The organism is Pseudomonas sp. KH_024_B2 (genome assembly GCF_057839965.1).
Window position 1 is genome coordinate 1,665,906 of the sequence record NZ_CM174502.1, and the last position, 24,789, is coordinate 1,690,694.

Here is a 24,789-nt window from a genome sequence, read left to right on the forward strand (position 1 = left end):
CGGCATTGTAGTCGTCTGACACTCCGTCATCGCGAGCAAGCTCGCTCCCACATTGGTTTTTGGGTGTTTTTTAGATCAGGGGATCTGCACGCCCTTGGCCAGCAGCATGTCCACCAGGCGAATCAGCGGCAGGCCGACCAGGCTGGTGGCATCCGGGCCTTCGGTGCTTTGAAACAGGCTTACCCCCAAACCTTCGGCCTTGAAGCTGCCAGCGCAGTCGTAGGGCTGTTCTGCGCGCAGGTAACGTTCGATCCGGGCTTGATCGAGGGTTCGCATGTGCACGGTGAAGGGAATGCAGTCGACCTGGCAGTGGCCGGTCTGGCTGTTGAGCAATGCCAGGCCAGTCAGAAAGGTCACGCTGGCGCCGCTGGCGGCCAGCAGTTGCTCGCGGGCCTTTTCAAAGGTGTGGGGTTTGCCGATAATCCGGTCGTCGAGCACCGCAACCTGGTCGGAGCCGATGATCAGGTGTGCCGGGTGACTGCTGGTCAGGGCCCGGGCTTTCTCTGTGGCCAGGCGTTTGACCAGGTCGATCGCGAGCTCTCCAGGGCGGTGACTCTCGTCGATATCCGGCGAGCTGCAGGTAAATGCAAGCTGCAAGCGAGCCAGCAATTCACGGCGATAGACCGAGCTTGAAGCAAGTAATAAAGGCAGCATGCGGTTCTCCTGAGGATGGCCGCGAATTCTAGCGAGGCTTGCAAGTGACGGACAGGGCTGAATTTCCTTTGACATGGCTGGGGGCATCCCTATAATGCTGCGCCTATGTTGAATGACCCGATTCCACCTCACGTTGACCCGCGCAAATTGGCTGATCGTGGCACCACCCTTCAAGGTGAAATGCTGCTGGCCGATTTGGAGAGACTCTGCGACCCGCTTTCCGATACTGTCGGTACGGTGCAGGCTAAATTCGTTTTTGAGCGAGATGAACGTAAATCTGTGGTTATCCACAGCTTTATCGACACCGAGGTCAAAATGGTTTGCCAGCGTTGTCTTGAGCTGGTCACCCTGCCGATCCACAGCGAATGCAGTTATGCTGTGGTGAAAGAGGGTGCGAATACCCAGTCGTTGCCGAAAGGTTATGACGTGCTGGAACTGGGCGAAGATCCTTTGGATCTGCAGTCACTGATCGAGGAGGAGCTTTTGCTCGCCTTGCCCATTGTGCCTGCTCATCATCCGGAAGAATGCCAGCAGCCGGCGGGTCTCGATGAGCCCGAACCGAGCGAGGACGAGGTAACGCGGTCCAACCCGTTCAGTGTATTGGCGCAGTTAAAGCGTGACCCAAACGTTTAGGAGTTAATCAATTATGGCTGTTCAGCAGAACAAAAAATCCCGCTCTGCCCGTGACATGCGTCGTTCGCACGACGCTCTCGAGGCTAGCACCCTGTCTGTAGAAAAAACCACCGGTGAAGTTCACCTGCGTCACCACGTATCGCCAGAAGGCGTATACCGTGGCCGTAAAGTGATCGACAAGGGCGCTGACGAGTAATCACTTGTCCGCTCAAGTCATCGCGATTGACGCAATGGGCGGGGACTTCGGTCCCCGCAGCATTGTTCAGGCCAGCCTCGCTTGTCTGTCTGCTACGCCCTCGTTGCACCTGACCCTTGTCGGTCAATCCTCCCTTTTAGAAGAGCTGATTGCCAGCCAGCCGGCTGTGGATCGCGCACGTCTGAGTATCGTGGCGGCTGCGCAAGTGATTGCCATGGACGAAAAACCAGCGCAAGCCCTGCGCGGCAAGCCGGACTCCTCGATGCGTGTGGCGCTTGAATTGCTGCGAGATGGCAAGGTTCAGGCGTGCGTCAGTTCCGGCAATACCGGTGCGCTGATGGCGTTGTCACGTTATGTGCTGAAAACCCTGCCGGGTATTGACCGGCCGGCGATGATTGCGGCCATTCCGACTCAGCGCGGCTTTTGTCAGTTGCTCGATCTGGGTGCGAACGTCGATTGCAGTGCCGAGCATCTTCTGCAATTTGCCGTCATGGGCTCGGTCGCGGCCGAGACCCTGGGTGTTGTCCGCCCGCGGGTGGCGTTGCTGAACATCGGCACCGAAGACATCAAGGGTAATCAGCAGGTCAAACTGGCGGCCACTCTGCTGCAAAATGCGCGAGGTCTTAACTACATCGGCTTTATCGAAGGCGATGGGTTGTACCGTGGTGAGGCGGACGTCGTGGTGTGCGATGGTTTTGTCGGCAATATCCTGCTCAAGTCCAGCGAAGGTCTGGCGACCATGATTGCGGCACGACTCGAGGCGTTGTTCAAGCAAAACCTGGCGTCGCGAATGGTCGGAGCCCTGGCGCTGCCGTTGATGCGTCGCTTGCAGGGCGAGCTGACGCCCGCGCGGTACAACGGCGCGAGCTTTCTCGGATTGCAGGGTATCGTCGTGAAAAGCCATGGCTCGGCCGGGGTTCAGGGGTTCCAGAGTGCGATCCAGCGAGCCTTGATCGAGATCCAGGAAAACCTGCCGGAACGCTTGCACGGTCGTCTTGAGGATCTATTGCTTTAGGCGTTTTCGTTCGGGAATGCTTAAATGTGACCGCTCAGTTCAATCAGTCATCCAAATGTCAGTTTCTTGTGTCCCTGATAAGGGACGTCAATTCTCCGACGACAAGATCATTAGGGGCTTGTTAAATGTCTGCATCCCTCGCATTCGTCTTTCCAGGGCAGGGCTCGCAGTCCCTCGGCATGTTGGCCGAGTTGGGCGCGCAGTACCCGTTGATCCTTGAAACATTCAAAGAAGCTTCCGATGCTCTGGGTTATGACCTGTGGGCACTGACCCAGCAAGGTCCGGAAGAGCAACTCAATCAAACCGATAAAACCCAACCGGCCATTCTCACTGCGTCCGTCGCATTGTGGCGCTTGTGGCTGGCTGAGGGCGGCGCACGCCCGGCTTACGTTGCAGGCCATAGCCTGGGCGAATACAGCGCGCTGGTCGCGGCTGGCAGCCTGAGCCTGGGCGATGCCGTGAAGCTGGTGGAGCGTCGTGGTCAGTTGATGCAAGAGGCCGTACCGGCCGGGCAGGGCGGCATGGCCGCGATTCTCGGCCTGGAAGATGCCGATGTGCTGGCAGCCTGTGCAGAGGCTGCGCAAGGCGAAGTGGTCAGCGCGGTCAACTTCAACTCGCCGGGTCAGGTGGTGATTGCCGGAGCCAAGGCCGCTGTCGAGCGCGCCATCGAAGGTTGCAAGGCGCGCGGCGCCAAGCGTGCGATGCCGTTGCCGGTCAGCGTGCCGTCCCACTGCGAATTGATGCGTCCGGCTGCCGAGCGTTTCGCCGAATCGATCGCTGCGATCGACTGGCAGGCTCCGCAAATCCCGTTGGTGCAGAACGTCAGCGCCAGTGTTGCGACGGATCTTGAGACCCTCACTCGTGATCTGCTCGAGCAGCTCTACAAGCCGGTACGCTGGGTCGAGTCTGTCCAGTGCCTGGCAGCCAATGGCGCTGTCCAGCTGGTCGAGTGCGGCCCTGGCAAAGTGCTGGCTGGCCTGAACAAGCGCTGCGCCGAAGGCGTGTCGACCTCCAACCTGAATACCCCGGATGCCTTCGTTGCCGCTCGCGCGGCACTGGCCTGAATCTAAGGAGAAGCCTGCATGAGTCTGCAAGGTAAAGTTGCACTGGTTACTGGCGCCAGCCGTGGTATCGGCCAAGCCATCGCTCTTGAATTGGGTCGTTTGGGTGCTATCGTCATCGGCACGGCGACTTCCGCTTCGGGTGCCGAGCGTATCGCTGCGACCCTGAAAGAAAATGGTATTCAAGGCACTGGCCTGGAACTCAATGTCACCAGCGACGAGTCTGTAGCGGCTGTGTTGGCGAGCATTCAGGCACAGTTCGGTGCGCCGGCGATTCTGGTCAATAACGCGGGTATCACCCGCGATAACCTGATGATGCGCATGAAGGATGACGAGTGGCATGATGTCGTCGATACCAACCTGAACAGTCTGTTTCGCCTGTCCAAGGGGGTTCTGCGTGGCATGACCAAGGCTCGCTGGGGTCGAATTATCAGTATTGGTTCGGTTGTGGGTGCCATGGGCAACGCAGGCCAAGTAAACTACGCAGCCGCCAAGGCCGGTCTGGAAGGTTTCAGTCGTGCACTGGCGCGTGAAGTCGGTTCGCGTTCGATTACGGTAAACTCGGTGGCCCCAGGGTTCATCGACACCGATATGACCCGTGAACTGCCCGAGGCACAGCGTGAAGCCTTGCAGGCACAAATTCCGCTGGGCCGTCTGGGGCAAGCTCAAGAGATCGCGTCTGTGGTCGCTTTTCTTGCGTCGGACGGTGCGGCTTACGTGACTGGGGCTACAATCCCGGTGAACGGCGGGATGTACATGAGTTAAATTGTGACGGATCGCTTCAAAAAAATGTCATACGAGCTGTCTAAAATCCGTTATAAAGCAGCAATCTATTTATAGGCAGAGGGTCGATAGGGTTCGAGGAGTGAAGCTTTCAGTTGAAAAACTGAAAAGCCTTTCTATACACTTACCCACTGGCCAGCTGCCTGAATTTGTCCATTAGGAGTGAAAACAAGGTATGAGCACCATCGAAGAGCGCGTCAAGAAAATCGTTGCTGAGCAACTGGGCGTTAAAGAAGAAGAAGTGACCAACAGCGCTTCCTTCGTTGAAGACCTGGGTGCCGACTCCCTTGACACCGTTGAGCTGGTGATGGCTCTGGAAGAGGAATTCGAGACCGAAATCCCTGACGAAGAAGCTGAAAAAATCACTACTGTTCAAGCTGCTATCGACTACGTTACCAGCCACCAGGCGTAATAGTTTTTAGTCGTCGCTTGCTGTCATGGAAAAACCGCACTGCCTTCATGGCGTGCGGTTTTTTCTTTAGGCCTGATACAAAGTGTCGTCATTAGAAAAAGGAGAGTGCTGTGTCGCGTAGACGCGTCGTAGTCACCGGTATGGGTATGTTGTCGCCATTGGGCACGGATGTACCGAGCAGCTGGCAGGGCATTCTGGCTGGCCGCAGTGGCATTGGTCTGATCGAGCACACCGACCTTTCTGCCTATTCCACCCGTTTTGGCGGCTCGGTAAAGGGCTTCAATGTCGAGGAATATCTGTCGGTCAAAGAAGCTCGCAAACTTGACCTGTTCATTCAATACGGTCTGGCGGCCGGATTTCAGGCGGTGCGTAACGCCGGCCTGGAAGTGACCGATGCCAACCGTGAACGCATCGGCGTGGCCATGGGTTCGGGTATTGGCGGTCTGACCAATATCGAAGAAACCAGCCGCACGCTGCATGAGCAAGGCCCGCGGCGGATTTCGCCGTTCTTCGTGCCTGGCTCGATCATCAATATGATTTCCGGCTTCCTGTCTATCCATCTGGGTACCCAGGGGCCTAACTACGCCATTGCGACAGCCTGTACCACGGGTACGCACTGCATCGGCATGGCGGCGCGCAACATTGCCTACGGCGAAGCCGATGTGATGATTGCCGGCGGTGCCGAGATGGCTGCTTGCGGCCTCGGCATGGGCGGCTTCGGTGCCGCCCGCGCGCTGTCGACCCGTAACGACGAGCCGACTCGCGCCAGCCGTCCATGGGACAAGGGTCGCGACGGCTTTGTACTCTCCGACGGTGCCGGTGCCCTGGTGCTCGAAGAGCTGGAGCACGCCAAGGCTCGCGGTGCGACCATTTATGCCGAGTTGATCGGCTTTGGCATGAGCGGCGACGCTTATCACATGACGTCGCCACCAGCCGATGGCGCGGGTGCCGCCCGTTGCATCACCAATGCCTTGCGTGATGCCCAGCTGAATGTCGAGCAAGTGCAGTACGTCAACGCTCACGGCACGTCGACCTCGGCCGGTGACCTGGCGGAGGTCCAGGCGATCAAGACCGTTTTCGGTGATCACGCCTACAAACTGGCGGTCAGTTCGACCAAGTCCATGACCGGGCATCTGCTGGGCGCGGCCGGCGCCGTCGAGGCGATCTTCAGCGTGCTGGCGATCAACGGCCAGGTGGCTCCGCCGACCATCAACCTGGATGAGCCGGATGAAGGTTGCGACCTTGATTTCGTGCCGCACACCGCACGTGACATGAATATCGATGTGGTGCTGTCCAACTCGTTCGGGTTTGGTGGTACCAACGGTTCTCTGGTGTTCCGCCGGTTCGCCGGTTGATGCAAAGCTGGGTCGACGGTCTGCCGGCTGACGCTCTGTCGCTAAAAGATCGCGGCCTGGCCTACGGTGACGGTCTGTTCGAGACGATTGCCGTCAAGGCCGGGCAGCCGCTGCTGCTGGATCGGCATCTGCAGCGTCTGGCCGACGGTTGTTCGCGCCTGGCCATCGCTGCGGATCAATCATTGGTTCGCAGCGAGCTGTTGGCTTATGCCGCCGCCATGGGCGATGGCGTGCTCAAGCTGATCCTCACCCGTGGTGACAGCCTGCGCGGCTACGCTGCCGACCCGGCCGCTCAAGCGCGGCGGATTCTGCAAGGCAATCCGCCAGCTGCTTACCCGTCTGCCTACGGGCAACAAGGTATTCGCCTTTTCCCCTGCGCTACGCGACTGAGCGAGCAACCCTTGCTCGCGGGACTCAAGCACCTGAATCGACTGGAGCAGGTTATCGCCCGCTCCGAGTGGCAGGATGCCGGGCATGCCGAAGGCTTGATGCTGGACATCTCTGGGCGCGTGATCGAAGGGGTATTCAGTAATCTGTTTCTGGTACGTGACGGTGTCTTGCGCACGGCCGACTTGAGTCGCTGCGGCGTCGCCGGGGTGATGCGCGCCGAATTATTGTTTCAAGCCAGGTCGCTGGGCATCCCCACGGAAGTTGCCGAGATCAGTCTCGATCAGCTGCAACAGGCCGACGAGGTGTTCGTCTGCAACAGTGTGTACGGCGTCTGGCCGGTACGCACTTATGCTGAGCTGAGCTGGCCGGTTGGGCCACTCACCCGTAAACTGCAGGGCATTGCCCGCGCGCTACTGGATGTTTGATTTGTGAGACGTAAATTCTTGCTGCTGCTGGAAACCGGACTGGTTCTGGCAGGTCTGCTGCTGGGCGCTTCGGCCTGGAAGCTGAACTCGGCACTGGAGCAGCCGCTCAACCTGACCCAGGAACAACTGCTTGAAGTACCACTCGGTTCGACACCGGGCGGTACCTTCGCTCGCCTGCAGGCCGACGGTGTCCTGCGGGACGCCTTTTGGCTGCGTCTGTACTGGCGCTTCAACCTCGACGGACAACCGTTGCACGGTGGTGAGTACCGCATGACGCCGGGCATGACTGCCCAGGGTCTGATCGGTCTATGGCAGCGTGGCGAAGTGGTGCAGTACAGCCTGACCCTGGTCGAAGGCTGGAATTTCCGTCAGGTGCGCGCAGCCCTGGCCAAAACTGAAAAACTTGAACAGACCCTCACTGGCTTGAGCGATAGCGAAGTGATGGACAAGCTCGGTCATACCGGCGTGTTTCCGGAAGGGCGGTTCTTTCCGGATACCTACCGTTTTGTGCGAGGCATGACCGATGCGGATCTGCTGGAAAAAGCCTACCAGCGTCTGGATGAAGTTCTCGCCAAAGAATGGAGCAAGCGCTCGGCTGACGCACCCTACACCGAGCCCTATCAGGCGCTGATCATGGCTTCGCTGGTGGAGAAGGAAACCGGTGTGCCACAGGAGCGTGGGCAGATTGCCGGGGTCTTTGTGCGACGCATGCAGATCGGCATGTTGCTGCAAACCGATCCTACCGTGATCTATGGTCTGGGCGAGCGCTACAACGGTAAGTTGACCCGCGCAGATTTACGCGAAGCGACGCCTTACAACACCTACACGAACGCCGGGTTGCCACCGACGCCGATTGCAATGGTAGGGCGCGAAGCGATTCATGCGGCGCTGAATCCGGTGCCGGGCAACAGTTTGTATTTCGTCGCCCGTGGTGACGGCAGCCATGTGTTCTCCAATGACCTGGATGCGCACAATACTGCGGTGCGCGAGTTCCAGCTCAAGCGGCGCGCGGATTATCGATCCAGCCCGGCACCGATAACGGCGCCGATGACGCCGCAGGCTTCGAGTCCGGTACCCGAAGCGCCTCTCGATAGCGCTCCAGAGACGGCTCCCGAAACGACGCCGGAGCAGCCGATCCCCGCACCCGACGCGACCGAGCCGCAAAGCCCGCAATGACTCTGATTAAGGACTGCCTGTGACTGGTCTGTTTATTACCCTGGAAGGCCCGGAAGGTGCCGGCAAAAGCACCAATCGCGAGTACCTGGCCGAGCGTCTGCGCGCCGAAGGTATCGAGGTGTTGCTGACCCGCGAACCGGGTGGCACGCCATTGGCCGAGCGGATTCGTGAGGTGTTGTTGACGCCTGGCGATGAAGTGATGAACGCCGACACCGAGCTGTTGCTGGTTTTCGCCGCGCGTGCCCAGCATCTGGCCGAGGTGATACGCCCGGCGCTGGCCAAGGGTGTGGTGGTGTTGTGTGATCGCTTTACCGACTCCACCTACGCCTACCAGGGGGGCGGCCGCGGTTTGTCGCTAGAGCGCATCGCCACGCTGGAGACCTTCGTTCAGGGTGATCTGCGTCCGGACCTGACCCTGGTGTTCGATCTGCCGGTCGAAGTCGGTCTGGCGCGCGCGAGTGCTCGTGGTCGTCTCGACCGTTTCGAGCTTGAAGGTCGCGTGTTCTTCGATGCGGTCCGCAGTGCCTACCTGAAACGCGCCGAGGCTGATCCCAAGCGTTATCGCCTGATAGATGCGGCGCAGCCGTTGGCTCAGGTTCAGCAGTCGCTGGATGCCTTGTTGCCGCAATTGCTGGGGCTTTACCGTGGCTGAGGCCTTTCCTTGGCAGGACAGCCTCTGGCAGCAACTGGCCGGTCGCGCACAGCACGCCCACGCCTACTTGCTGCACGGCCCGGTGGGCATCGGCAAGCGAGCGCTGGCTGAACGCCTGATGGCCCGTTTGCTCTGTCAGAAACCGCAAGGGCTGGACGCGTGCGGGCAATGCAAATCCTGCATGCTGCTCAAGGCTGGCAGCCATCCGGATAACTACGTGCTGGAGCCGGAAGAGGCGGACAAGGCGATCAAGGTCGACCAGGTCCGCGAGCTGGTCGGCTTCGTAGTGCAGACCGCCCAAATGGGCGGGCGCAAAGTGGTGCTGATCGAGCCGGCCGAGGCGATGAACAACAACGCCGCCAACGCCTTGCTGAAAAGCCTCGAAGAGCCTTCCGGCGATACCGTCCTGCTCTTGGTCAGTCATCAGCCAAGCCGGTTGTTGCCGACGGTCAAAAGTCGTTGTGTGCAGCAGGCTTGTCCGCTGCCGAGCGAAGCGATGAGCCTTGCGTGGTTGGCCAAGGCTTTGCCCGATTGTGCTGAAGAAGAGCGTGTCGAGCTGCTGACGCTGGCCGCCGGTTCGCCGTTGGCCGCGGTCACCTTGCAGGCGCAGGGTGTGCGTGAGCAGCGGGCACTGGTAGTCGATGGGGTGAAGAAGCTGCTCAAACAGCAGCAATCGCCAACCCAGTTGGCTGAGGGCTGGAATGCCATTCCGCTGTTATTGCTGTTCGACTGGTTCTGTGACTGGTCGAGCCTGATTCTGCGTTACCAGCTCACTCAGGACGAGGCGGGCCTGGGTTTGGCCGATATGCGCAAAGTCGTGCAGTATCTGGCGCAAAAATCCACGCAGGAAAAAGTCCTGGACATCCAGGACTGGATTCTCGCCCAGCGCCAGAAAGTGCTGAGCAAAGCCAACCTCAATCGCGTGTTGTTGCTCGAGGCGTTACTGGTGCAGTGGGCAGGTTTGCCTGCCCGGGCCTAGAATCATGCATTCAGCAGCGGAGGTCAGCATGAACGAACTCGTCAATCCGGGGCCGCGCAACGGCATCCTGTCCCTGACCATCAAGGACAAGTCGGTGTTGTATGCCGCTTACATGCCCTTCATCAAGAATGGCGGCCTGTTTATTCCGACCCACAAAAGCTACAAGTTGGGCGATGAGGTTTTCATGCTGCTGAGCCTGATGGATGAGCTGGAAAAGATTCCGGTTGCCGGCAAAGTCACCTGGATCACCCCCAAGGGTGCCCAAGGCAACCGTGAGGCGGGCGTCGGCGTACAGTTCAATGACGACGACAATGCCGCTCGCAACAGAATTGAAACCCATCTGGCCGGAGCCCTGAAGTCCGACCGTCCCACTCATACGATGTAGTTGCAGTCTTTTATGCTCGTAGATTCCCATTGTCACCTTGATCGCCTCGATCTCGCCGAACACAACGGCTCCCTTGATGCCGCCCTCGATGCGGCCCGTCAGCGCGGGGTAGGGCATTTTCTGTGTATCGGTGTCAGCGTCGAGAACGCGGCGGATGTCAAAGCGCTTGCCGAGCGCTATGCCGATGTCGACTGCTCGGTCGGCGTGCATCCGCTGGACGTGCAGCCGGGCGCGGCGCCTGCATTGGATTGGCTGTTGCAGGAGCTCAACCATCCGCGGGTGGTGGCCATTGGTGAAACCGGTCTGGATTATCACTACGAGCCGCAAGCGGCTGAACTGCAGCAGGAATCCTTTCGCCTGCATCTGCACGCTGCGCAGCAGACCGGCAAGCCGGTTATCGTCCACACCCGTGGCGCGCGAGCGGATACCTTGACGCTGTTGCGCGAGGCGGCGCTGCCCCAGGCGGGTGTGCTGCACTGCTTCACCGAAGACTGGGAAATGGCCAGGGCCGCACTGGATCTGGGTTTCTATATTTCCCTGTCCGGTATCGTCACGTTCCGCAATGCCGATGCCTTGCGTGATGTCGCCAGGCAAGTGCCGGCCGACCGGTTGCTGGTGGAAACCGACTCGCCGTATCTGGCGCCGATCCCCCATCGGGGCAAACCGAATCTGCCGCAGTACGTACGGGATGTCGCGGAGTTTCTGGCGATGTTGCGCGGTGAGTCGTACGAGCGTTTTGCCGAGCAGACCACCGAGAATTTCAAGCGGCTGTTTCCGTTGGCGCATGTCGGCTCCCTGTAGGAGCGAGCTTGCTCGCGATGGACTCAAGGGCGATGCGTTTATTCAGAAAATACGCGTTATCGTTAACGTCCATCGCGAGCAATCGAGCGTCGACCGGCTGCTCCTACACAAATCGCAGGCAAAAAAAACCCGGGTTCTGGGGGGTGAATCCGGGTTAAGACCATTAGGAGTAAAACAAAGGCACACATTCCCTTGGTACCTTCATCGACGCGCCACTTGGGGGAGATGTCGCGTCGACAGTTCAAGTATTGATCACTATTGCGTTCAGTCCAGTCTGCCCCCTCTATTTCTTAAACAGATTTGGAATACGCGCGCTTCGGTTGAGTTCTCATTGCTTGGCAATGGTCGCCACAATTGCCAGAGTTTCGTCGATCACGCGCTTTTCTGTATAGAAATGCGGGGACAAGCGAATGCCAGGGCCGCGAGGAATACACACAACCTGTTGCAGTTTGAGTTGCTCGTAAAGCCACTGATTATCGATGCCATCGATACTGAAAGAGAAAATCCCTCCGCGCCGGGCGGGATTCAACGGGCTATGCAGTTGCACGCCGGGAATGGCGTTCAAGCCGTCCTGTAGCCATTGCACGCGCTCGGCGATCAATTCTGCTACTTGATCCATGCCGACTTCCTCCAGCAGCGACAAACTGGCCTCCAGCGCCATGGCGCCGAGCATGTTCGGGCTGCCACATTCGAAGCGCCGTGCGCTTTTCGCAGGCTCCCAACCGGTACGAGTGTAATCACCCATGTGTTCGAGCATGTGCCAGCCGAACTCATGGAGCTTTAGCTGCTCGCGCAACTCACTGCGGCAATAGAACACGCCCAGACCTTCTGGCCCCAGGAGCCATTTGTGACCATCAGCCATGGCGAAGTCGCATTGATAAGCCAGGACATCGAAGGGCAGGGCGCCCAGTTGCTGGATGGCGTCGATGCAGAACAGCACGTTCTGTTGTTTACAGCCGGCGCCGAGGCGCTGCAGGTCCAGGCGCAGGCCGCTGGCGAACTGCACGGCACTCACTGACATCAGCCGGGTGCGCGGACCGCAAGCGCTCAGCAGGGCGCCTTCGGGGTCATCGCCCTTGAGGCTGACCTGAATCACTTCGACGCCTTGGGGTGCCAGGGCCTCCCAGACGATACGGTTGGAAGGGAATTCTTCGTCACTGATGACAATCTGATCGCCGCTTTCCCATTGCAGGCCAAAGGCGACATAAGACAATGCTTGCGAAGTATTTTTGACCAGCGCCACGTCATCCGTCGACGGTGCGTTAAGCAGGCGCATCAGGCGTTCGCGCAGGCGTTGCTCGAGGGCCATCCAGTCCGGATAGTCCCGCGCGCCCAGTAAAACGTTCTCCTGAGCGAAGCGGGCGACCGCCACGGCGGCGCGATTTGGCCAGGGTGCGACGGCCGCATGATTCAAATAACGCAGGCCTGGAGCCTGTACAAATTCATCAAGAAACGCAGACATGGTTGGATGATCCGTGCAATTTGGCGCAAGTTAGGCATAATACGCGGCTTCGATTTGACCCCTACAGACCTTTTCTTATGCAGAAAGAACCTCGTAAGGTCCGTGAGTTTCGTCGCCGCGAGCAAGAAATTCTCGATACCGCGCTAAAGCTGTTCCTCGAACAAGGTGAAGACAGCGTCACCGTCGAGATGATCGCTGATGCCGTAGGTATCGGCAAAGGGACCATCTATAAGCACTTCAAGTCCAAGGCGGAGATCTATCTGCGCTTGATGCTCGATTATGAGCGTGACCTGAACGAGCTGTTGCACTCTGCCGATGTCGACAAGGATAAGGAAGCCCTGTCCCGGGCCTACTTCGAATTTCGCATGCGCGATCCGCAGCGTTACCGGTTGTTCGACCGCCTGGAAGAGAAGGTGGTCAAGGGCAATCAGGTGCCGGAGATGGTCGAGGAGCTGCACAAGATCCGCGCCTCCAACTTCGAACGCCTGACCCTGTTGATCAAGGGCCGCATCAGCGAAGGCAAGCTTGAAGACGTGCCGCCTTACTTCCACTATTGCGCAGCCTGGGCGCTGGTGCACGGCGCTGTGGCGCTGTATCACTCGCCGTTCTGGAGCAATGTGCTGGAAGATCAGGAAGGTTTCTTCCAGTTCCTGATGGACATCGGCGTACGCATGGGCAACAAGCGCAAGCGCGATACCGATACCCCCGGCAGTTGAGTCATTCACATGCTTTATTGCGCCATGTTTCCCAATGTGGCGCGGTGTCTCCAGGAATACAGGAATATACTCAGGCATAGGGCTTGCTAAAACTTGATTTCTGAGTCAAGTTTTAGCGGTCCGAATCTTCTTCCGCCGGAGTGATCCATGATCGTTGACCGTCAAGGCAGGCGTTTTCGCAATTTGCGGATCAGCCTGACTTCAGCCTGCAACTACGCGTGTACCTACTGCGTGCCGAACGGCAAGCGACTGGTCGCTGCGCAGGATGAATTGTCGGCCGAGGCCATGGCTCGCGGCGTGGCTTATCTGATTGAAGCAGCCGGTATAGAACGCTTGCGCATTACCGGCGGCGAACCCTTGGTCAGCCCTAAACTTGAAGCCTTCATGAGTGCGGTGGGGCAGATGGGCCTGGCGGATATCAGCCTGACCACCAATGGCCAGCTCCTGGCGCGCAAACTGCCGTTGCTGGTGAATGCCGGCATCCGCCGGATCAACGTTTCCCTCGATACTCTGGACCCCGGTGCCTTTCGCAGCATCGCTCGCGGCGGCGATCTGGCGACCGTGCTCGATGGCATGGATCAGGCCAAGGCCGCGGGCATGAAGATCAAGGTCAATATGGTGCCGTTGCGCGGGCAGAACCTGGATCAGGTGATGCCGCTGCTCGATTACTGTCTTGAACGCGGTTATGAACTGCGCTTTATCGAGCTGATGCGCATGGGCCACCTGGCCAGCGATTCGAATGCTTTCCTGCAGCAGTTCGTCAGCCTCCAGCAGCTGCTGAGCCTGATCGGCGATCGCTACGAATACCTCCAGGCCGATGCGCCGGTGGATGCTACGGCGGTGCGTTATGAAATTCCGGGTCAGGGATTCTTTGGGGTGATCGCCAATGAAAGTGTGCCGTTCTGCCGGACCTGTTCACGGCTGCGACTGTCGTCCACGGGTTGGCTGCATGGCTGCCTGTCATCGAGCAATCGGCACTACGTCGGCGACCTGCTGGACAAGCCGCGCCACGAGGCCTTGCCGGCTTTGCAGCGCCTGCTGGTGAAAGCCTTGGGTGACAAGCAGGAAGTGGCGTTTTCCGGTGGCGCGACCATCATGAAAATCATCGGCGGCTGAATAACCCTCATCGCGAGCAGGCTCGCTCCCAGTGTGCCCGGCATGGGCCAAAGCCAGTCACCTGAAAAGTGGTGACCAGAATGAGTGACGAGAACTGTAGCGAAACGCAAGGGGGAAGCCGCGAGGCCAGCCTGAAAGAAGCGTGTAGCAAAGGCGCGACCGCAGGAACACGAACAAGCAGCGAGGCCGGATGCGGGCGATAAGTGTGCTGGGAGCCACGAAATCCAACCGTCACCGAAAGACGCATCAGGTAGAGCTTGGCGGCCCGAGCCGAAGGTTTTGGCACCTTACCCGGGGAGATCTCGCGGGCGTAGCCCGCGAGAAGTCAGCAGATGCCGTAGTAGTGAAGAAGGGTCGTAATGGATCTGGAGCGAAGGGCTGAAGAACAGAAACACTCACCATAGACTACTGCCTACAAAGCGAGAGCCCTTTGAAACCGCACCCGGAAATGCCATGTGGCACGTAGCGGGAAGGCCGTGCGTGGGAAAGTCGGGTGGACCTCGACCAATGCGCGCAAGGAAGGGGCGAGTCAGCAGGCAGACGGAACGGGAATAGAGACGTGTTGAGCGAAACCTGCATGGAAACGATTGTCGAAAAGGAGAATATGCACCGAGCGCTCAAGAAGGTCCGGTCGAACAAAGGGGCGCCAGGGGTCGACGGAATCACTACCGACGAACTCACCGCACACCTTCAAACGCATTGGCCGGCCATCAAGAGCAAGCTTCTGGACGGGACCTATAAACCGGGTCCTGTCAAAGGTCTCAGGATCCCCAAGCCGCAAGGCGGGGAGCGGCTGTTGGGCATTCCGAATACGCAGGATCGCTTGATCCAGCAATCGGTCCAGCAGCACCTGACGCAGCTGTGGGATGCCAAATTTAGCGAACACAGCTACGGTTTCCGGCCAGGCAGGAGCAATCTCGATGCCATACGAGCCGCCAAGGCCTTTGTCCTGGAAGGCAAGACCTGGGTCGTGGATATCGACATCGAAGCCTTCTTCGATCAGGTCAATCACGACAGGTTGATGAGCCTCATATCCAGGGATATCCGTGACAAGCGGCTGATGAGTTACATCGGTCAGACGCTTCGAGCGGATATGCTGTTGGACGGTCAGCGGGTCAAAAGGACGGCCGGAACTCCGCAAGGAGGCCCGCTAAGCCCGCTGCTTGCCAACCTCTATCTGGATGCACTGGACAAAGAGCTGGAAGCCCGAGGGCTGAGCTTTTGTCGCTACGCCGACGACCTGGTGATTTATGTCACCAGCGAACGCAGTGCGGATCGCGTGCTGGGCAGTGTGACGGCTTGGATAGAGAAACACCTCAAGCTCAAAGTGAGTGCCAGCAAGAGTGGAACGGGACGGCCTTGGGATCGCGACTTCCTTGGTTACAACATCGACGAACAAGGGAATGGCCAACTGTCCGGCAAGACCGTGAAGAAATACCGCAAGAAAGTTCGCGAGCTGTGGTCGGCCAGGCAAAGTCTGACGAGCACCGAACTCGTGGCTCAATGGGGACGTTACATCCGGGGGTGGTACGAATACTTCCGCTGGGTGAAGGACGACTTCAAGCGGTTATCGCAATGGACTCGCCGACATATGCGCAAATGTTTCTGGCAGCGCTGGCACAGTCGTGAGGGACGAATGCGCAAACTGCGCGGGCTTGGTATCGCAAGCCGGCAACTCGCGCGAGTAAGCTTCCACGACGGTGCCTGGCGAGCGGCGCGCCACCCGGTGATGCAGCAGGCGATGAGTCTGAACATGATGCGTCGCTGGGGACTGTGGACGCCGCAGGACTTCGCCTCAGCACCTTGCTGAGCTGTTCAACCGCCGGATGCGGAAAACCGCACGTCCGGTGGTGTGGGAGGGGTAACGGGCACAAGCCCGTTGCCTCCACCCAATCACTTGATCTGCGTCAGCTCACGATTGTGTGATCAGCGCAGAACTAATGTGGGAGCGAGCTTGCTCGCGATGACGGAGTAATAGTCGATGAAGAAATGTCTGACACCTGCAAATCTATCCACCACTCCCAAACCCCTTTGAGCTGGCGCGGAAGCTGCATCCTGCGGACATTCGCCGGTTTTCCGTCACCGGCCTCTGGAGGGTAGGATGCGTAGCCTGGTTTTGCTGCTGGCCTTTTTGGCGCTTGGTGGCTGCATGAATGTCAGCGATCTGGGCGAAGGCGCTCGCTATCACATGAGCGATGCGGGCTTGCTCGATCACAGCGATACCCGCCGCTCGAACTCGTTCCGCGTACAACCCGACTCCTTTATCTACATCGCCCAAGGGGCTTTTGCGCCGCCAGGCAGCGCCTATCCGCGACCTAACGTAGTCGCCGAAGAAGCGTTCAATGGTTTTGTCGAATACTTCCCCATGGTCCGTCGTGCCCGTGCCCCAGAAGGGCTGGACGACGCGATGAGCGAGGCTCGCGCCGCCGGTGCGCATTACTTGCTCTATACCCGTTTCGCCAAGGCTGACGACCGGATCGGTAACTCGGATGAATGGGCCGATCAGGAAGCCGTGGATCGCCTGGGGATCGACAGCGGCGTGATTCAGCTCATGCTGATCGAGACCAGCACCCAGTATTTGATTGATACTGCACGTATTCGCAGTCGTGGCGGTTTACTGACGTTCCACGACAACAAGCCAGAAGATTTGCTGGGTCCGCCGCTGGAGCAATACGCTCGCAGCCTGTTGGGCTTGAGCGACTAAGCAATACACGAGGAAAACACCATGAGCGGTCCGCAAAAAGCTATTGATCTGCTGGGACAAATCCCCAAATCCAAAGGCTTGCCGCCGGTCCACTTGTGGAATCCCGACTTCTGCGGCGATATCGACATGCGGATCGCCCGTGACGGGACCTGGTACTACCTCGGCACACCCATCGGGCGTAAACCGATGGTGAAACTGTTCTCCACCATCATGCGCCGCGATGGCGATGATTATTTCCTGATCACCCCGGTGGAAAAGGTTGGCATCAAAGTCGACGACGCGCCTTTTGTCGCCGTCAGCCTCGAGGTCGAAGGTGAGGGTGAAGCTCAGCTGCTGCGTTTCACCACCAACGTTGAAGAACAGACCCAAGCCGGTCCTGAGCACGCTTTGCGGGTGGTGATCGATCCCGATACCCAGGAACCTGCGCCCTACGTGCATGTGCGAACCAATCTCGAAGCCTTGATCCATCGCAATGTGTTCTACCAACTGGTGGAGCTGGCGGTGACACGGGAAATCGACGGCCAGGGCTGGTTGGGCGTGTGGAGTGGCGGTGAGTTTTTCCCTATCGGGCTTGAGCCTTAAGTCGACTGTAAGACCGTTTTCAGGCCCTGAGCCTCTCCGTCAACACGATTCTGCTGTATCCGGCACCGTGATCAAAGCCGAGCCGTGCCGGGCGACGTTCGTTTGCCCGCGAAGGGATCCTGATATTTGTCCTGTGCCGTTTTCGATTGGTGCCTGAAGATCGACGAATGGTCCAGGCGTTCTGCAGTTCTGTTCGCAGATGCTTTAAAGGCCGATCTCCTCCATGAACTCCTCCATGAAGCGCTTCAACCGTGCATGGCGAATCTGCGCCAGCCGGCTGCCAGTCCGGGTCTGGAAGCCTGCGGCCAGATGCAGCAACTTGGTCTGGAAGTGATCGAGCGTGAAACGCTTGTCGTCGTAATCGCGGGCCTTCGCCTCGGGATCCAGTGGGTGGTAAAGCGCGCTGCCCATCCGCCCGGAGACATAGAACGTGCGCGCCACACCGAGCATGCCGAGGGAGTCGAGGCGATCGGCGTCCTGCAGGATTTTTGCTTCCAGGGTCGCAGGCGTAATACCCGCCGAGAAGCTGTGGGTCTCGATGGCATGGGCGACTGCGGCGACTTTATCCACAGGCCAATTCAAGCCAGTCAACACCTGTGAGGCTTTCTCCGCAGCCAGGCGTGAGGCCTGGGACCTCAACGGCGAATTTTTTTCTACCGCCACGCAATCATGCAATAGCACCGCCGCCAGCAGCACCTCGAGATCGCCGCTTTCCTCTTTATGGATGACACGAGCGTTATTCCAGACCCGATGCAGGTGCGACAGATCGTGGGCGCCATCCTCGGACGGCTCAAGCGCGTGGGGCAGGAGTGTTGCGGCGAGGGTTTGAAGTGGCGCGAAAGCGGCGATGGTCATTGGAATCCTCATTGTGAAAGGGGTAAGACAATCATGCGTCGAGCACAAGACCTGTGGCGAGGGAGCTTGCTCCCGCTGGACCGCGAAGCGGTCCCAAAACCAGCCAACCCGTAGTGTCAGGTAAAACACGTTTGCAGGATTTACGACGGCTTCGCCGCCGAGCGGGAGCAAGCTCCCTCGCCACAGGTAATCTGATAACCATAAACCAGGTTTTGCTTAGAAATGTGACGAGTGCTCAGGGTCGACTTAGTATGGCTTTTTCACTTCCTTACAAGGCCCGTCCATGTCCATTGAAATCCGCCCAGCCGTGCCAAGCGATGCCCCGCAGATCCTCGCGTTCATCACCGAACTGGCGGATTACGAGCGCGCCAGGCACGAAGTCATCGCCAGCGTCGCCGACATCGAACGCAGCCTGTTCAGCGAAGGTGCCACCGCCCATGGCCTGATCTGCCTGCGGGACGGGCAGCCGATCGGCTTCGCGGTGTTCTTCTTTAGCTACTCGACCTGGCTGGGAAGCAATTGCCTCTACCTTGAAGACCTCTACATCAACCCCGAACAACGCGGCGGCGGCGCCGGGAAAAAACTCCTGCGCCACCTCGCGCAAATCGCCTGCGCCAACGACTGCGGACGCTTCGAATGGAGCGTACTGGACTGGAACGAGCCGGCGATTCAGTTTTACAAGTCGATCGGCGCACAGCCGCAGGATGAGTGGGTGCGCTATCGCATGGAAGGGCAGGTGTTGCGGGAGTTTGCCCAGGGGTGAGCCCTGTGGGAGCGTGGCTTGCCCGCGAAGAACGATGACGCGTAATGCCTGAAAAACCGCGGTGTTTTCTTCGCGAGCAAGCTCGCTCCCACATTGACCTTCGCTGTGTTGAGACTTGTGTTCGCTTAACTGACTGGCATTGTGACCGAGGTCATCCTTTTTTGTGCGTGTCGATCAGCCTTTGCGAACCCGCAAGCTGCGCCACAACGCAGCGACCATCAACGCGCTGACCAGCGCCCAACCCCAGGCCTGCTGGTTTTCCAGGCCCTCGCGATACAGCTGCGGGGCGATGCCGACGCCGATGATAAAGGTCAGCAAGGCGATTTCCCGACGCGGCACACAGACCGGGCGGCACAGGTAGACCAGCGCTGGCAGCAGCAAGGCTGCGCTCGGGAAGCTGCGATAGCGCGGGTCGAACACCAACTCGAGCATCATCACCGCGCCAGCGAAGCCTGCGGCTGCCAGCAGCCAGCCAGCGCGTTGTTCCAGCCAGTTGAAGGCACGCTCGCGCCAGGCGGTTTTGCTGCTCAGTGCCAGCGCCGCGTGGGCCAGCACCAACAGATTCAAACCGAGTAGCAACCCGGCCCAGAGCCATTCGCCGGTAAAGCGGCTGGTGACCCGCGCCAGTTCACCCCAGACGCCGATCGAGCAGGCACCCAATGCGCCGAGCAGCGGCAGGATCAGCGCAGCGCGAGTGCCACGCACGCGACCACCGAGGATCAGTGTGCCGAGGAAGATCAAGCCACCGATGCCCAGCCACTGTGGCCAGAAAGGCAGGTTCGACACCGGCCCGGCCAACACCCCCTTGTCCTGACGATCTGCATCGAACAGCCCCCAGTAACCGCCAACGGCGCCTTCGCTGGCGCGTTTCCAGGGCTGGTCGAAGGCTTCGATCAGGTTGTAATGCCAGCCGTTGTGTTCAGCCAGGGCGACAAAACCACGAATGAACCTGGCTTCGTTGACCCGGCTCGGCAGCGCGGTTTCGCGCTGGCGGCCTTCGCTGGGCCAGCCGGTTTCACCAATCATCACGTCTTTGGGGGCGAAGCGGTTGCCGAACACCTGACGGACTTGCGCGACGTGATCAAGAGCCGCGTCGATGTTGGACGGATCATCTTCCCAATAGGGCAGCAAATGGATGGTCAGGAAGTCCACTGCCGGGGCGATTTCCGGGTGCTTGAGCCAGAATTCCCAGACGTCGGCGTAGGTCACCGGTTGTTTGACCTGGCTTTTCACCTGAACAATCAGCTTGGCCAACTGGGCGCCAGTGACTTCCTTGCGCAGCAGGGTTTCGTTACCTACGATCACCGAGGTCACGACATCCGCGTTGGCGTTGGCCGAGGCAATCAACAAGTCGACTTCCTTGGCAGTATCAACCGGGTTGCTGTTGACCCAAGCGCCGATCATCAGCTTCAAATCGTGCTTGCGCGCAAGGTCGGGGAGCGCTTCGAGGCCGGTCATGGAGTAGGTGCGAATGCATTGGAAGCGGGTCGCCAGCAGTGCGAGGTCGGCGTCCATGCGCTCGGGACGCAACTTGAACGGCTGATCGAAGGGCGATTGGTCTTTATCGAACGGGGTGTAGGAGGCGCATTGCAGCTTGTGCGTGGCGCTGGCGACATCCGGCAGCGGCACCGGTTGGCCGAGGCCGTACCAGAAGCCGCAGAGGGCAAACAGGCCAAGAAGACAGGCGAACAGGTACGGTAAAAAAGGGAAGCGGGCAGTCGCGGGCATGGTCAGGCCGTATGGGAGCAAAGCCGCGCATCTTACCTGCATTTGCCGTGCGCTTGGGGGTCTGCATAATTTTGACATGCAATGGGATCCGGCGAGGTATTTCCCGTTGTCACGGTTAATGGCGTTCTGATGTCGTTTCTCGATGCCTTGAGGTCGCTGGCAGAGCAGGTCGCTGTTGGCGTCAGGTTGATTATCGAGGCGTCAGTACTCCGCTGATGTTCGGACGAGTTTGCGGTGAGGCGTGATGGGGGCGCTGTGCATCATAAAAATACGTTAGCGCGACTCGGCATCCGTCGAGCGCAGCACTTTCGGGGAAGTAACGATGAAGATGCGACGACTTTTAGGCGCAAGTGCCGCTCTGGCGCTTGCGATTGGCTCGACATTCGCCAATGCCGAGAGCAAAGCCCTGACCATCGGTTACGTTGACGGTTGGTCCGACAGCGTCGCGACCACCCACGTGGCGGCCGAAGTGATCAAGCAGAAGCTGGGTCATGACGTGAAGCTGCAAGCGGTCGCCACCGGGATCATGTGGCAGGGTGTAGCCACTGGCAAACTCGATGCCATGATGTCTGCTTGGTTGCCCGTGACTCACGGCGAATACTGGAGCAAAAACAAGGATCAGGTCGTCGATTACGGTCCGAACTTCAAGGACGCGAAAATCGGTTTGATCGTGCCGGAGTACGTCAAAGCCCAGACTCTTGCCGATCTTAAAACCGACGACAGCTTCAAGGGTCGTATCGTCGGCATCGACGCAGGTTCAGGCGTGATGCTCAAAACCGAGCAGGCGATCAAGGATTATGGCCTGGACAACTACACCCTCAAGGCCAGTTCCGGCGCCGGCATGATTGCCGAGCTGACCCGCGCCGAGAAGAAGAACGAATCCATTGCCGTCACCGGTTGGGTGCCGCACTGGATGTTCGCCAAGTGGAAACTGCGCTTCCTGGAAGATCCGAAAGGCGTTTACGGCGCGGCTGAAACCGTGAACAGCATCGGTAGCAAAGGCCTGGAAGCCAAAGCGCCGGATGTGGCGAAGTTCCTGAAGAACTTCCAGTGGGCGTCGAAAGACGAAATCGGCGAAGTCATGTTGGCGATTCAGGATGGTGCCAAGCCTGAAGCCGCTGCCAAGGATTGGGTAGCCAAACACCCGGAACGTGTTGCCGACTGGACCAAGTAATACCTCCAAGCCTCTAGATCGCAACTCTCAAGACCGTCTGGCGTTCGCGCCAGGCGGTCTTTTGTTTTTCCGGGTTAGTGTCGTTCTAATACTAAGGTCGTCTGGAATCAGTTCTACAGCCGCATAGAGTGGAATACGTTGCAATTCAATCTGTGCTGCGAGGACAAAAACAATGAACGACAGCATTTACCTCTCGATTCAAAACAGCCCGAGATTCAAGGAGCTGGTCAGCAAAAGAGAGCGGTTCGCCTGGATTCTCTCGGCGATCATGCTTGGGCTTTACTCGGGCTTCATCCTTTTGATTGCTTATGGGCCACATGTACTGGGGGCGAAGATCAGCCCTGAGTCATCGATTACCTGGGGGATACCGATAGGTGTCGGGCTGATTGTTTCGGCCTTTATTCTCACTGGCATCTACGTTCGACGCGCCAATGGCGAATTCGACGACTTGAACAATGCGATTCTCAAGGAGGCTCAGCAATGATCCGGCGTCTATTTGCAGCGTTAGGCATTGCTGCCTTCGCCCCAGCGGTCTGGGCAGCTGAAGCCCTGACCGGCGCAGTACAAAAACAACCCCTCAATGTGTCGGCGATCCTGATGTTCGTGGCCTTCGTCGGCGCCACCCTGTGCATTACTTATTGGGCTTCCAAGCGCAACAAGTCGGCGGCCGATTACTACGCGGCGGGCGGCAAGATCACCGGTTTCCAGAACGGTCTGGCGATTGCCGGTGACTACATGTCGGCGGCGTCCTTCCTGGGTATTTCCGCGCTGGTGTATACCTCGGGTTACGACGGTCTGATCTACTCGATCGGCTTCCTGGTGGGCTGGCCGATCATTCTGTTCCTGATCGCCGAGCGTCTGCGTAACCTGGGTAAATACACCTTTGCCGATGTGGCGTCGTATCGCCTCGGGCAAACCCAGATCCGCTCGCTGTCGGCCTGCGGTTCGCTGGTGGTGGTAGCGTTCTACCTGATCGCGCAGATGGTCGGCGCCGGCAAGCTGATCCAGCTGCTGTTCGGTCTGGACTATCACGTCGCGGTTATTCTGGTCGGTGTCCTGATGTGCATGTACGTGCTGTTCGGCGGCATGCTGGCGACCACCTGGGTGCAAATCATCAAGGCGGTGCTGTTGCTCTCCGGTGCGTCGTTCATGGCGCTGATGGTGATGAAGCACGTCAACTTTGACTTCAATGCGCTGTTCTCCGAAGCGGTCAAGGTTCACGCCAAGGGTGAAGCGATCATGAGCCCGGGCGGCCTGGTGAAAGATCCGGTCTCGGCATTCTCCCTCGGCCTGGCGCTGATGTTCGGTACCGCCGGCCTGCCGCACATCCTGATGCGCTTCTTCACGGTGAGTGACGCTAAAGAAGCTCGCAAGAGCGTGCTGTATGCCACTGGCTTCATCGGCTACTTCTATATCCTGACCTTCATCATCGGCTTCGGTGCGATTCTGCTGGTCAACACCAACCCTGCTTTCAAGGATGCGGCCGGCGCTCTGCTGGGCGGTAACAACATGGCGGCGGTGCACCTGGCCAACGCGGTGGGTGGCAGTATTTTCCTTGGTTTCATCTCGGCAGTGGCCTTCGCTACCATCCTGGCAGTAGTCGCCGGTCTGACCCTGGCCGGTGCTTCGGCGGTGTCTCATGACCTGTATGCCAGTGTGATCAAGAAGGGCAAGACCAACGACAAGGACGAGATCCGGGTTTCGAAGATCACCACTATCGCTCTGGCCGTACTGGCGATCTGTCTGGGTATCCTGTTCGAAAGCCAGAACATCGCGTTTATGGTCGGTCTGGCGTTCTCTATCGCGGCGAGCTGTAATTTCCCGGTGCTGCTGCTTTCCATGTACTGGAAGAAGTTGACTACTCGTGGTGCGATGATTGGTGGCTGGCTGGGGCTGGTCAGTGCCGTTGGTTTGATGGTGCTTGGGCCGACCATTTGGGTGCAGATCCTGCATCACGAGAAGGCGATCTTCCCGTATGAGTACCCGGCGCTGTTCTCGATGGCTATTGCGTTTATCGGGATCTGGTTCTTCTCCATTACCGACAAGTCGACCGCGGCTGACAATGAGCGGGCGCTGTTCTTCCCGCAATTCGTTCGTTCGCAGACGGGTCTGGGGGCGAGTGGGGCGGTCGCGCACTAAGGCTTCGAGCTTCCATATATAAACTGCGTTAAACACAAATGCCCCGGTCGAGAGATCGGGGCATTTTTGTTTGTGTGTACGCAAACTCCCCTGTGGGAGCGAGCTTGCTCGCGATGGCGGCCTGACAGCCGGCCTGTCTCTTACTGGTGTACATATCCGTTCCTGCGGTAACGGCCACTTAGGGTTCCGTCCTTACGCCGGGTCACTTTGGAAAAGCCCCAAAGTAACCAAAGGGCTCTTGCCCCTTTCGTTCGGTGCCTCGCCTAGGCTCGGCATGCCCTCGCTCCGGTCCTGCTCCGTGGGCCCGCCGCGATCGGCCATCCATGGCCGTGCGCGGCTAACCCGGCATCCATGCCGGGTTGCCCACTGCGCAGAACCTGCGCTCGGCCTCTCGAGGGGGCGGTGCATCAAGATCAAAAGCTGCAGGCGAGCTAACGCTCGGCCTGTTGAGTGGTGAAAAGCGAAGTTGTACGCCGATCACATTGTGGGAGCGAGCCTGCTCGCGAAGCTGTTGATCTTGCCGTTGCCGTTGCCGTCCCCCGGTGTCAGGGTAGTTGTCGTTGCTTCGGCTTTTGATCTTGATTTTGATCTGCCTGCCCCTTTCCCAGAGGCCGAACGCAGGCGTTGCGCAGG

At 58.9% G+C, this 24,789-nt stretch carries 26 protein-coding genes; 22 read left to right on the forward strand and 4 right to left on the reverse strand.

Going from position 1 to position 24,789, the window contains the following annotated elements; translation table 11 throughout:
• Nucleotides 1–75 precede the first annotated feature (75 nt).
• The gene (locus AC3I0A_RS07870; protein ID WP_489377113.1) at nucleotides 76–654 is read right to left on the reverse strand and encodes a Maf family protein; all 579 of its coding nucleotides are present in this window, start codon (nucleotides 652–654) and stop codon (nucleotides 76–78) included.
• Nucleotides 655–759: 105 nt separating this feature from the next.
• Between AC3I0A_RS07870 and AC3I0A_RS07875 the strand changes: the two genes are divergently transcribed.
• The 13 genes from AC3I0A_RS07875 (at nucleotide 760) to AC3I0A_RS07935 (ending at nucleotide 10,917) form a co-directional block, all read left to right on the forward strand.
• Nucleotides 760–1,287: a YceD family protein gene (locus AC3I0A_RS07875; protein WP_008152342.1), complete on the forward strand. Its 528-nt coding sequence runs from the start codon at nucleotides 760–762 to the stop codon at nucleotides 1,285–1,287.
• A gap of 13 nt (nucleotides 1,288–1,300) precedes the next feature.
• The gene (rpmF, locus tag AC3I0A_RS07880; RefSeq protein WP_003179396.1) at nucleotides 1,301–1,483 is read left to right on the forward strand and encodes a 50S ribosomal protein L32; all 183 of its coding nucleotides are present in this window, start codon (nucleotides 1,301–1,303) and stop codon (nucleotides 1,481–1,483) included.
• A gap of 4 nt (nucleotides 1,484–1,487) precedes the next feature.
• A complete protein-coding gene (plsX, locus tag AC3I0A_RS07885; protein ID WP_489377114.1) occupies nucleotides 1,488–2,498 on the forward strand; it encodes a phosphate acyltransferase PlsX in 1,011 nt (336 codons plus the stop codon).
• Between the two features lie 125 nt (nucleotides 2,499–2,623).
• Nucleotides 2,624–3,562 (forward strand): ACP S-malonyltransferase, encoded by a 939-nt coding sequence (gene fabD, locus AC3I0A_RS07890; RefSeq protein WP_489377115.1) that lies wholly within the window; start codon nucleotides 2,624–2,626, stop codon nucleotides 3,560–3,562.
• Between the two features lie 18 nt (nucleotides 3,563–3,580).
• Nucleotides 3,581–4,324, forward strand: a complete 744-nt coding sequence (gene fabG / locus AC3I0A_RS07895) for a 3-oxoacyl-ACP reductase FabG (RefSeq protein ID WP_489377116.1) — start codon at nucleotides 3,581–3,583, stop codon at nucleotides 4,322–4,324.
• A gap of 193 nt (nucleotides 4,325–4,517) precedes the next feature.
• Nucleotides 4,518–4,754 (forward strand): acyl carrier protein, encoded by a 237-nt coding sequence (acpP, locus tag AC3I0A_RS07900; RefSeq protein ID WP_004371293.1) that lies wholly within the window; start codon nucleotides 4,518–4,520, stop codon nucleotides 4,752–4,754.
• A 110-nt stretch (nucleotides 4,755–4,864) separates the two neighbouring features.
• Nucleotides 4,865–6,109 carry a beta-ketoacyl-ACP synthase II gene (gene fabF, locus AC3I0A_RS07905; RefSeq protein WP_489377117.1) on the forward strand — a complete coding sequence of 415 codons (1,245 nt, stop codon included), beginning with the start codon at nucleotides 4,865–4,867 and terminating at the stop codon, nucleotides 6,107–6,109.
• Nucleotides 6,109–6,924 (forward strand): aminodeoxychorismate lyase, encoded by an 816-nt coding sequence (gene pabC, locus AC3I0A_RS07910; RefSeq protein ID WP_489377119.1) that lies wholly within the window; start codon nucleotides 6,109–6,111, stop codon nucleotides 6,922–6,924. Before fabF ends, pabC begins: the two co-directional genes overlap by 1 nt.
• 3 nt (nucleotides 6,925–6,927) lie before the next feature.
• Nucleotides 6,928–8,100 (forward strand): endolytic transglycosylase MltG, encoded by a 1,173-nt coding sequence (gene mltG / locus AC3I0A_RS07915; RefSeq protein ID WP_489377120.1) that lies wholly within the window; start codon nucleotides 6,928–6,930, stop codon nucleotides 8,098–8,100.
• Nucleotides 8,101–8,119: 19 nt separating this feature from the next.
• The gene (gene tmk / locus AC3I0A_RS07920; RefSeq protein ID WP_489377121.1) at nucleotides 8,120–8,752 is read left to right on the forward strand and encodes a dTMP kinase; all 633 of its coding nucleotides are present in this window, start codon (nucleotides 8,120–8,122) and stop codon (nucleotides 8,750–8,752) included.
• Complete coding sequence (locus tag AC3I0A_RS07925; RefSeq protein ID WP_489377122.1) at nucleotides 8,745–9,731, forward strand: DNA polymerase III subunit delta'; 987 nt, start codon at nucleotides 8,745–8,747, stop codon at nucleotides 9,729–9,731. Before tmk ends, AC3I0A_RS07925 begins: the two co-directional genes overlap by 8 nt.
• Nucleotides 9,732–9,759: 28 nt before the next feature.
• On the forward strand, nucleotides 9,760–10,116 hold the full coding sequence (locus AC3I0A_RS07930) for a PilZ domain-containing protein (protein ID WP_489377123.1): 357 nt from the start codon (nucleotides 9,760–9,762) through the stop codon (nucleotides 10,114–10,116).
• Between the two features lie 12 nt (nucleotides 10,117–10,128).
• Nucleotides 10,129–10,917, forward strand: a complete 789-nt coding sequence (locus AC3I0A_RS07935; RefSeq protein ID WP_489377124.1) for a TatD family hydrolase — start codon at nucleotides 10,129–10,131, stop codon at nucleotides 10,915–10,917.
• Nucleotides 10,918–11,245: 328 nt separating this feature from the next.
• Here AC3I0A_RS07935 and AC3I0A_RS07940 read toward each other — a convergent pair whose 3' ends face one another.
• The gene (locus AC3I0A_RS07940; protein ID WP_489377125.1) at nucleotides 11,246–12,379 is read right to left on the reverse strand and encodes an aminotransferase class V-fold PLP-dependent enzyme; all 1,134 of its coding nucleotides are present in this window, start codon (nucleotides 12,377–12,379) and stop codon (nucleotides 11,246–11,248) included.
• Nucleotides 12,380–12,456: 77 nt separating this feature from the next.
• On the opposite strand from AC3I0A_RS07940, the gene AC3I0A_RS07945 reads away from it, so the two are divergent.
• The 5 genes from AC3I0A_RS07945 to AC3I0A_RS07965 all read left to right on the forward strand — a co-directional run bounded on the left by AC3I0A_RS07945 (nucleotide 12,457) and on the right by AC3I0A_RS07965 (nucleotide 17,497).
• A complete protein-coding gene (locus AC3I0A_RS07945) occupies nucleotides 12,457–13,095 on the forward strand; it encodes a TetR/AcrR family transcriptional regulator (RefSeq protein ID WP_150806436.1) in 639 nt (212 codons plus the stop codon).
• Nucleotides 13,096–13,242: 147 nt separating this feature from the next.
• Nucleotides 13,243–14,211, forward strand: coding sequence for a GTP 3',8-cyclase MoaA (locus AC3I0A_RS07950; RefSeq protein ID WP_489377126.1), 969 nt, complete (start codon nucleotides 13,243–13,245; stop codon nucleotides 14,209–14,211).
• A gap of 577 nt (nucleotides 14,212–14,788) precedes the next feature.
• Nucleotides 14,789–16,021 carry a group II intron reverse transcriptase/maturase gene (ltrA, locus tag AC3I0A_RS07955; protein WP_489372898.1) on the forward strand — a complete coding sequence of 411 codons (1,233 nt, stop codon included), beginning with the start codon at nucleotides 14,789–14,791 and terminating at the stop codon, nucleotides 16,019–16,021.
• Between the two features lie 291 nt (nucleotides 16,022–16,312).
• A complete protein-coding gene (locus AC3I0A_RS07960) occupies nucleotides 16,313–16,915 on the forward strand; it encodes a DUF4823 domain-containing protein (RefSeq protein ID WP_489377127.1) in 603 nt (200 codons plus the stop codon).
• A 21-nt stretch (nucleotides 16,916–16,936) separates the two neighbouring features.
• On the forward strand, nucleotides 16,937–17,497 hold the full coding sequence (locus tag AC3I0A_RS07965) for a DUF1285 domain-containing protein (RefSeq protein WP_489377128.1): 561 nt from the start codon (nucleotides 16,937–16,939) through the stop codon (nucleotides 17,495–17,497).
• Between the two features lie 204 nt (nucleotides 17,498–17,701).
• Here AC3I0A_RS07965 and AC3I0A_RS07970 read toward each other — a convergent pair whose 3' ends face one another.
• On the reverse strand, nucleotides 17,702–18,352 hold the full coding sequence (locus AC3I0A_RS07970; protein WP_489377130.1) for an HD domain-containing protein: 651 nt from the start codon (nucleotides 18,350–18,352) through the stop codon (nucleotides 17,702–17,704).
• A 283-nt stretch (nucleotides 18,353–18,635) separates the two neighbouring features.
• On the opposite strand from AC3I0A_RS07970, the gene AC3I0A_RS07975 reads away from it, so the two are divergent.
• Nucleotides 18,636–19,115, forward strand: coding sequence for a GNAT family N-acetyltransferase (locus AC3I0A_RS07975; RefSeq protein WP_489377132.1), 480 nt, complete (start codon nucleotides 18,636–18,638; stop codon nucleotides 19,113–19,115).
• A 174-nt stretch (nucleotides 19,116–19,289) separates the two neighbouring features.
• On the opposite strand, the gene AC3I0A_RS07980 is transcribed toward AC3I0A_RS07975, so the two are convergent.
• Nucleotides 19,290–20,885, reverse strand: coding sequence for a glycoside hydrolase family 17 protein (locus AC3I0A_RS07980; protein WP_489377133.1), 1,596 nt, complete (start codon nucleotides 20,883–20,885; stop codon nucleotides 19,290–19,292).
• A 280-nt stretch (nucleotides 20,886–21,165) separates the two neighbouring features.
• On the opposite strand from AC3I0A_RS07980, the gene AC3I0A_RS07985 reads away from it, so the two are divergent.
• The 3 genes from AC3I0A_RS07985 to AC3I0A_RS07995 all read left to right on the forward strand — a co-directional run bounded on the left by AC3I0A_RS07985 (nucleotide 21,166) and on the right by AC3I0A_RS07995 (nucleotide 24,156).
• Nucleotides 21,166–22,017: a glycine betaine ABC transporter substrate-binding protein gene (locus tag AC3I0A_RS07985; protein ID WP_489377134.1), complete on the forward strand. Its 852-nt coding sequence runs from the start codon at nucleotides 21,166–21,168 to the stop codon at nucleotides 22,015–22,017.
• Between the two features lie 172 nt (nucleotides 22,018–22,189).
• Nucleotides 22,190–22,501, forward strand: coding sequence for a DUF485 domain-containing protein (locus AC3I0A_RS07990; RefSeq protein WP_008061165.1), 312 nt, complete (start codon nucleotides 22,190–22,192; stop codon nucleotides 22,499–22,501).
• On the forward strand, nucleotides 22,498–24,156 hold the full coding sequence (locus tag AC3I0A_RS07995; RefSeq protein WP_489377135.1) for a cation acetate symporter: 1,659 nt from the start codon (nucleotides 22,498–22,500) through the stop codon (nucleotides 24,154–24,156). The genes AC3I0A_RS07990 and AC3I0A_RS07995 overlap by 4 nt, the downstream gene beginning before the upstream one ends.
• Nucleotides 24,157–24,789 lie beyond the last annotated feature (633 nt).

Coding starts and splice junctions, on each gene's coding strand:
- AC3I0A_RS07975 (WP_489377132.1), top strand. CDS start 18,636: ATGTCCATTGAAATCCGCCCAGCCGTGCCAAGCGATGCCCCGCAGATC.
- AC3I0A_RS07950 (WP_489377126.1), top strand. CDS start 13,243: ATGATCGTTGACCGTCAAGGCAGGCGTTTTCGCAATTTGCGGATCAGC.
- AC3I0A_RS07875 (WP_008152342.1), top strand. CDS start 760: ATGTTGAATGACCCGATTCCACCTCACGTTGACCCGCGCAAATTGGCT.
- AC3I0A_RS07870 (WP_489377113.1), bottom strand. CDS start 654: ATGCTGCCTTTATTACTTGCTTCAAGCTCGGTCTATCGCCGTGAATTG.
- acpP (WP_004371293.1), top strand. CDS start 4,518: ATGAGCACCATCGAAGAGCGCGTCAAGAAAATCGTTGCTGAGCAACTG.
- AC3I0A_RS07995 (WP_489377135.1), top strand. CDS start 22,498: ATGATCCGGCGTCTATTTGCAGCGTTAGGCATTGCTGCCTTCGCCCCA.
- AC3I0A_RS07965 (WP_489377128.1), top strand. CDS start 16,937: ATGAGCGGTCCGCAAAAAGCTATTGATCTGCTGGGACAAATCCCCAAA.
- AC3I0A_RS07990 (WP_008061165.1), top strand. CDS start 22,190: ATGAACGACAGCATTTACCTCTCGATTCAAAACAGCCCGAGATTCAAG.
- fabG (WP_489377116.1), top strand. CDS start 3,581: ATGAGTCTGCAAGGTAAAGTTGCACTGGTTACTGGCGCCAGCCGTGGT.
- rpmF (WP_003179396.1), top strand. CDS start 1,301: ATGGCTGTTCAGCAGAACAAAAAATCCCGCTCTGCCCGTGACATGCGT.
- fabD (WP_489377115.1), top strand. CDS start 2,624: ATGTCTGCATCCCTCGCATTCGTCTTTCCAGGGCAGGGCTCGCAGTCC.
- AC3I0A_RS07930 (WP_489377123.1), top strand. CDS start 9,760: ATGAACGAACTCGTCAATCCGGGGCCGCGCAACGGCATCCTGTCCCTG.
- AC3I0A_RS07985 (WP_489377134.1), top strand. CDS start 21,166: ATGAAGATGCGACGACTTTTAGGCGCAAGTGCCGCTCTGGCGCTTGCG.
- AC3I0A_RS07940 (WP_489377125.1), bottom strand. CDS start 12,379: ATGTCTGCGTTTCTTGATGAATTTGTACAGGCTCCAGGCCTGCGTTAT.
- AC3I0A_RS07980 (WP_489377133.1), bottom strand. CDS start 20,885: ATGCAGGTAAGATGCGCGGCTTTGCTCCCATACGGCCTGACCATGCCC.
- AC3I0A_RS07960 (WP_489377127.1), top strand. CDS start 16,313: ATGCGTAGCCTGGTTTTGCTGCTGGCCTTTTTGGCGCTTGGTGGCTGC.
- AC3I0A_RS07970 (WP_489377130.1), bottom strand. CDS start 18,352: ATGACCATCGCCGCTTTCGCGCCACTTCAAACCCTCGCCGCAACACTC.
- AC3I0A_RS07935 (WP_489377124.1), top strand. CDS start 10,129: ATGCTCGTAGATTCCCATTGTCACCTTGATCGCCTCGATCTCGCCGAA.
- pabC (WP_489377119.1), top strand. CDS start 6,109: ATGCAAAGCTGGGTCGACGGTCTGCCGGCTGACGCTCTGTCGCTAAAA.
- AC3I0A_RS07945 (WP_150806436.1), top strand. CDS start 12,457: ATGCAGAAAGAACCTCGTAAGGTCCGTGAGTTTCGTCGCCGCGAGCAA.
- ltrA (WP_489372898.1), top strand. CDS start 14,789: ATGGAAACGATTGTCGAAAAGGAGAATATGCACCGAGCGCTCAAGAAG.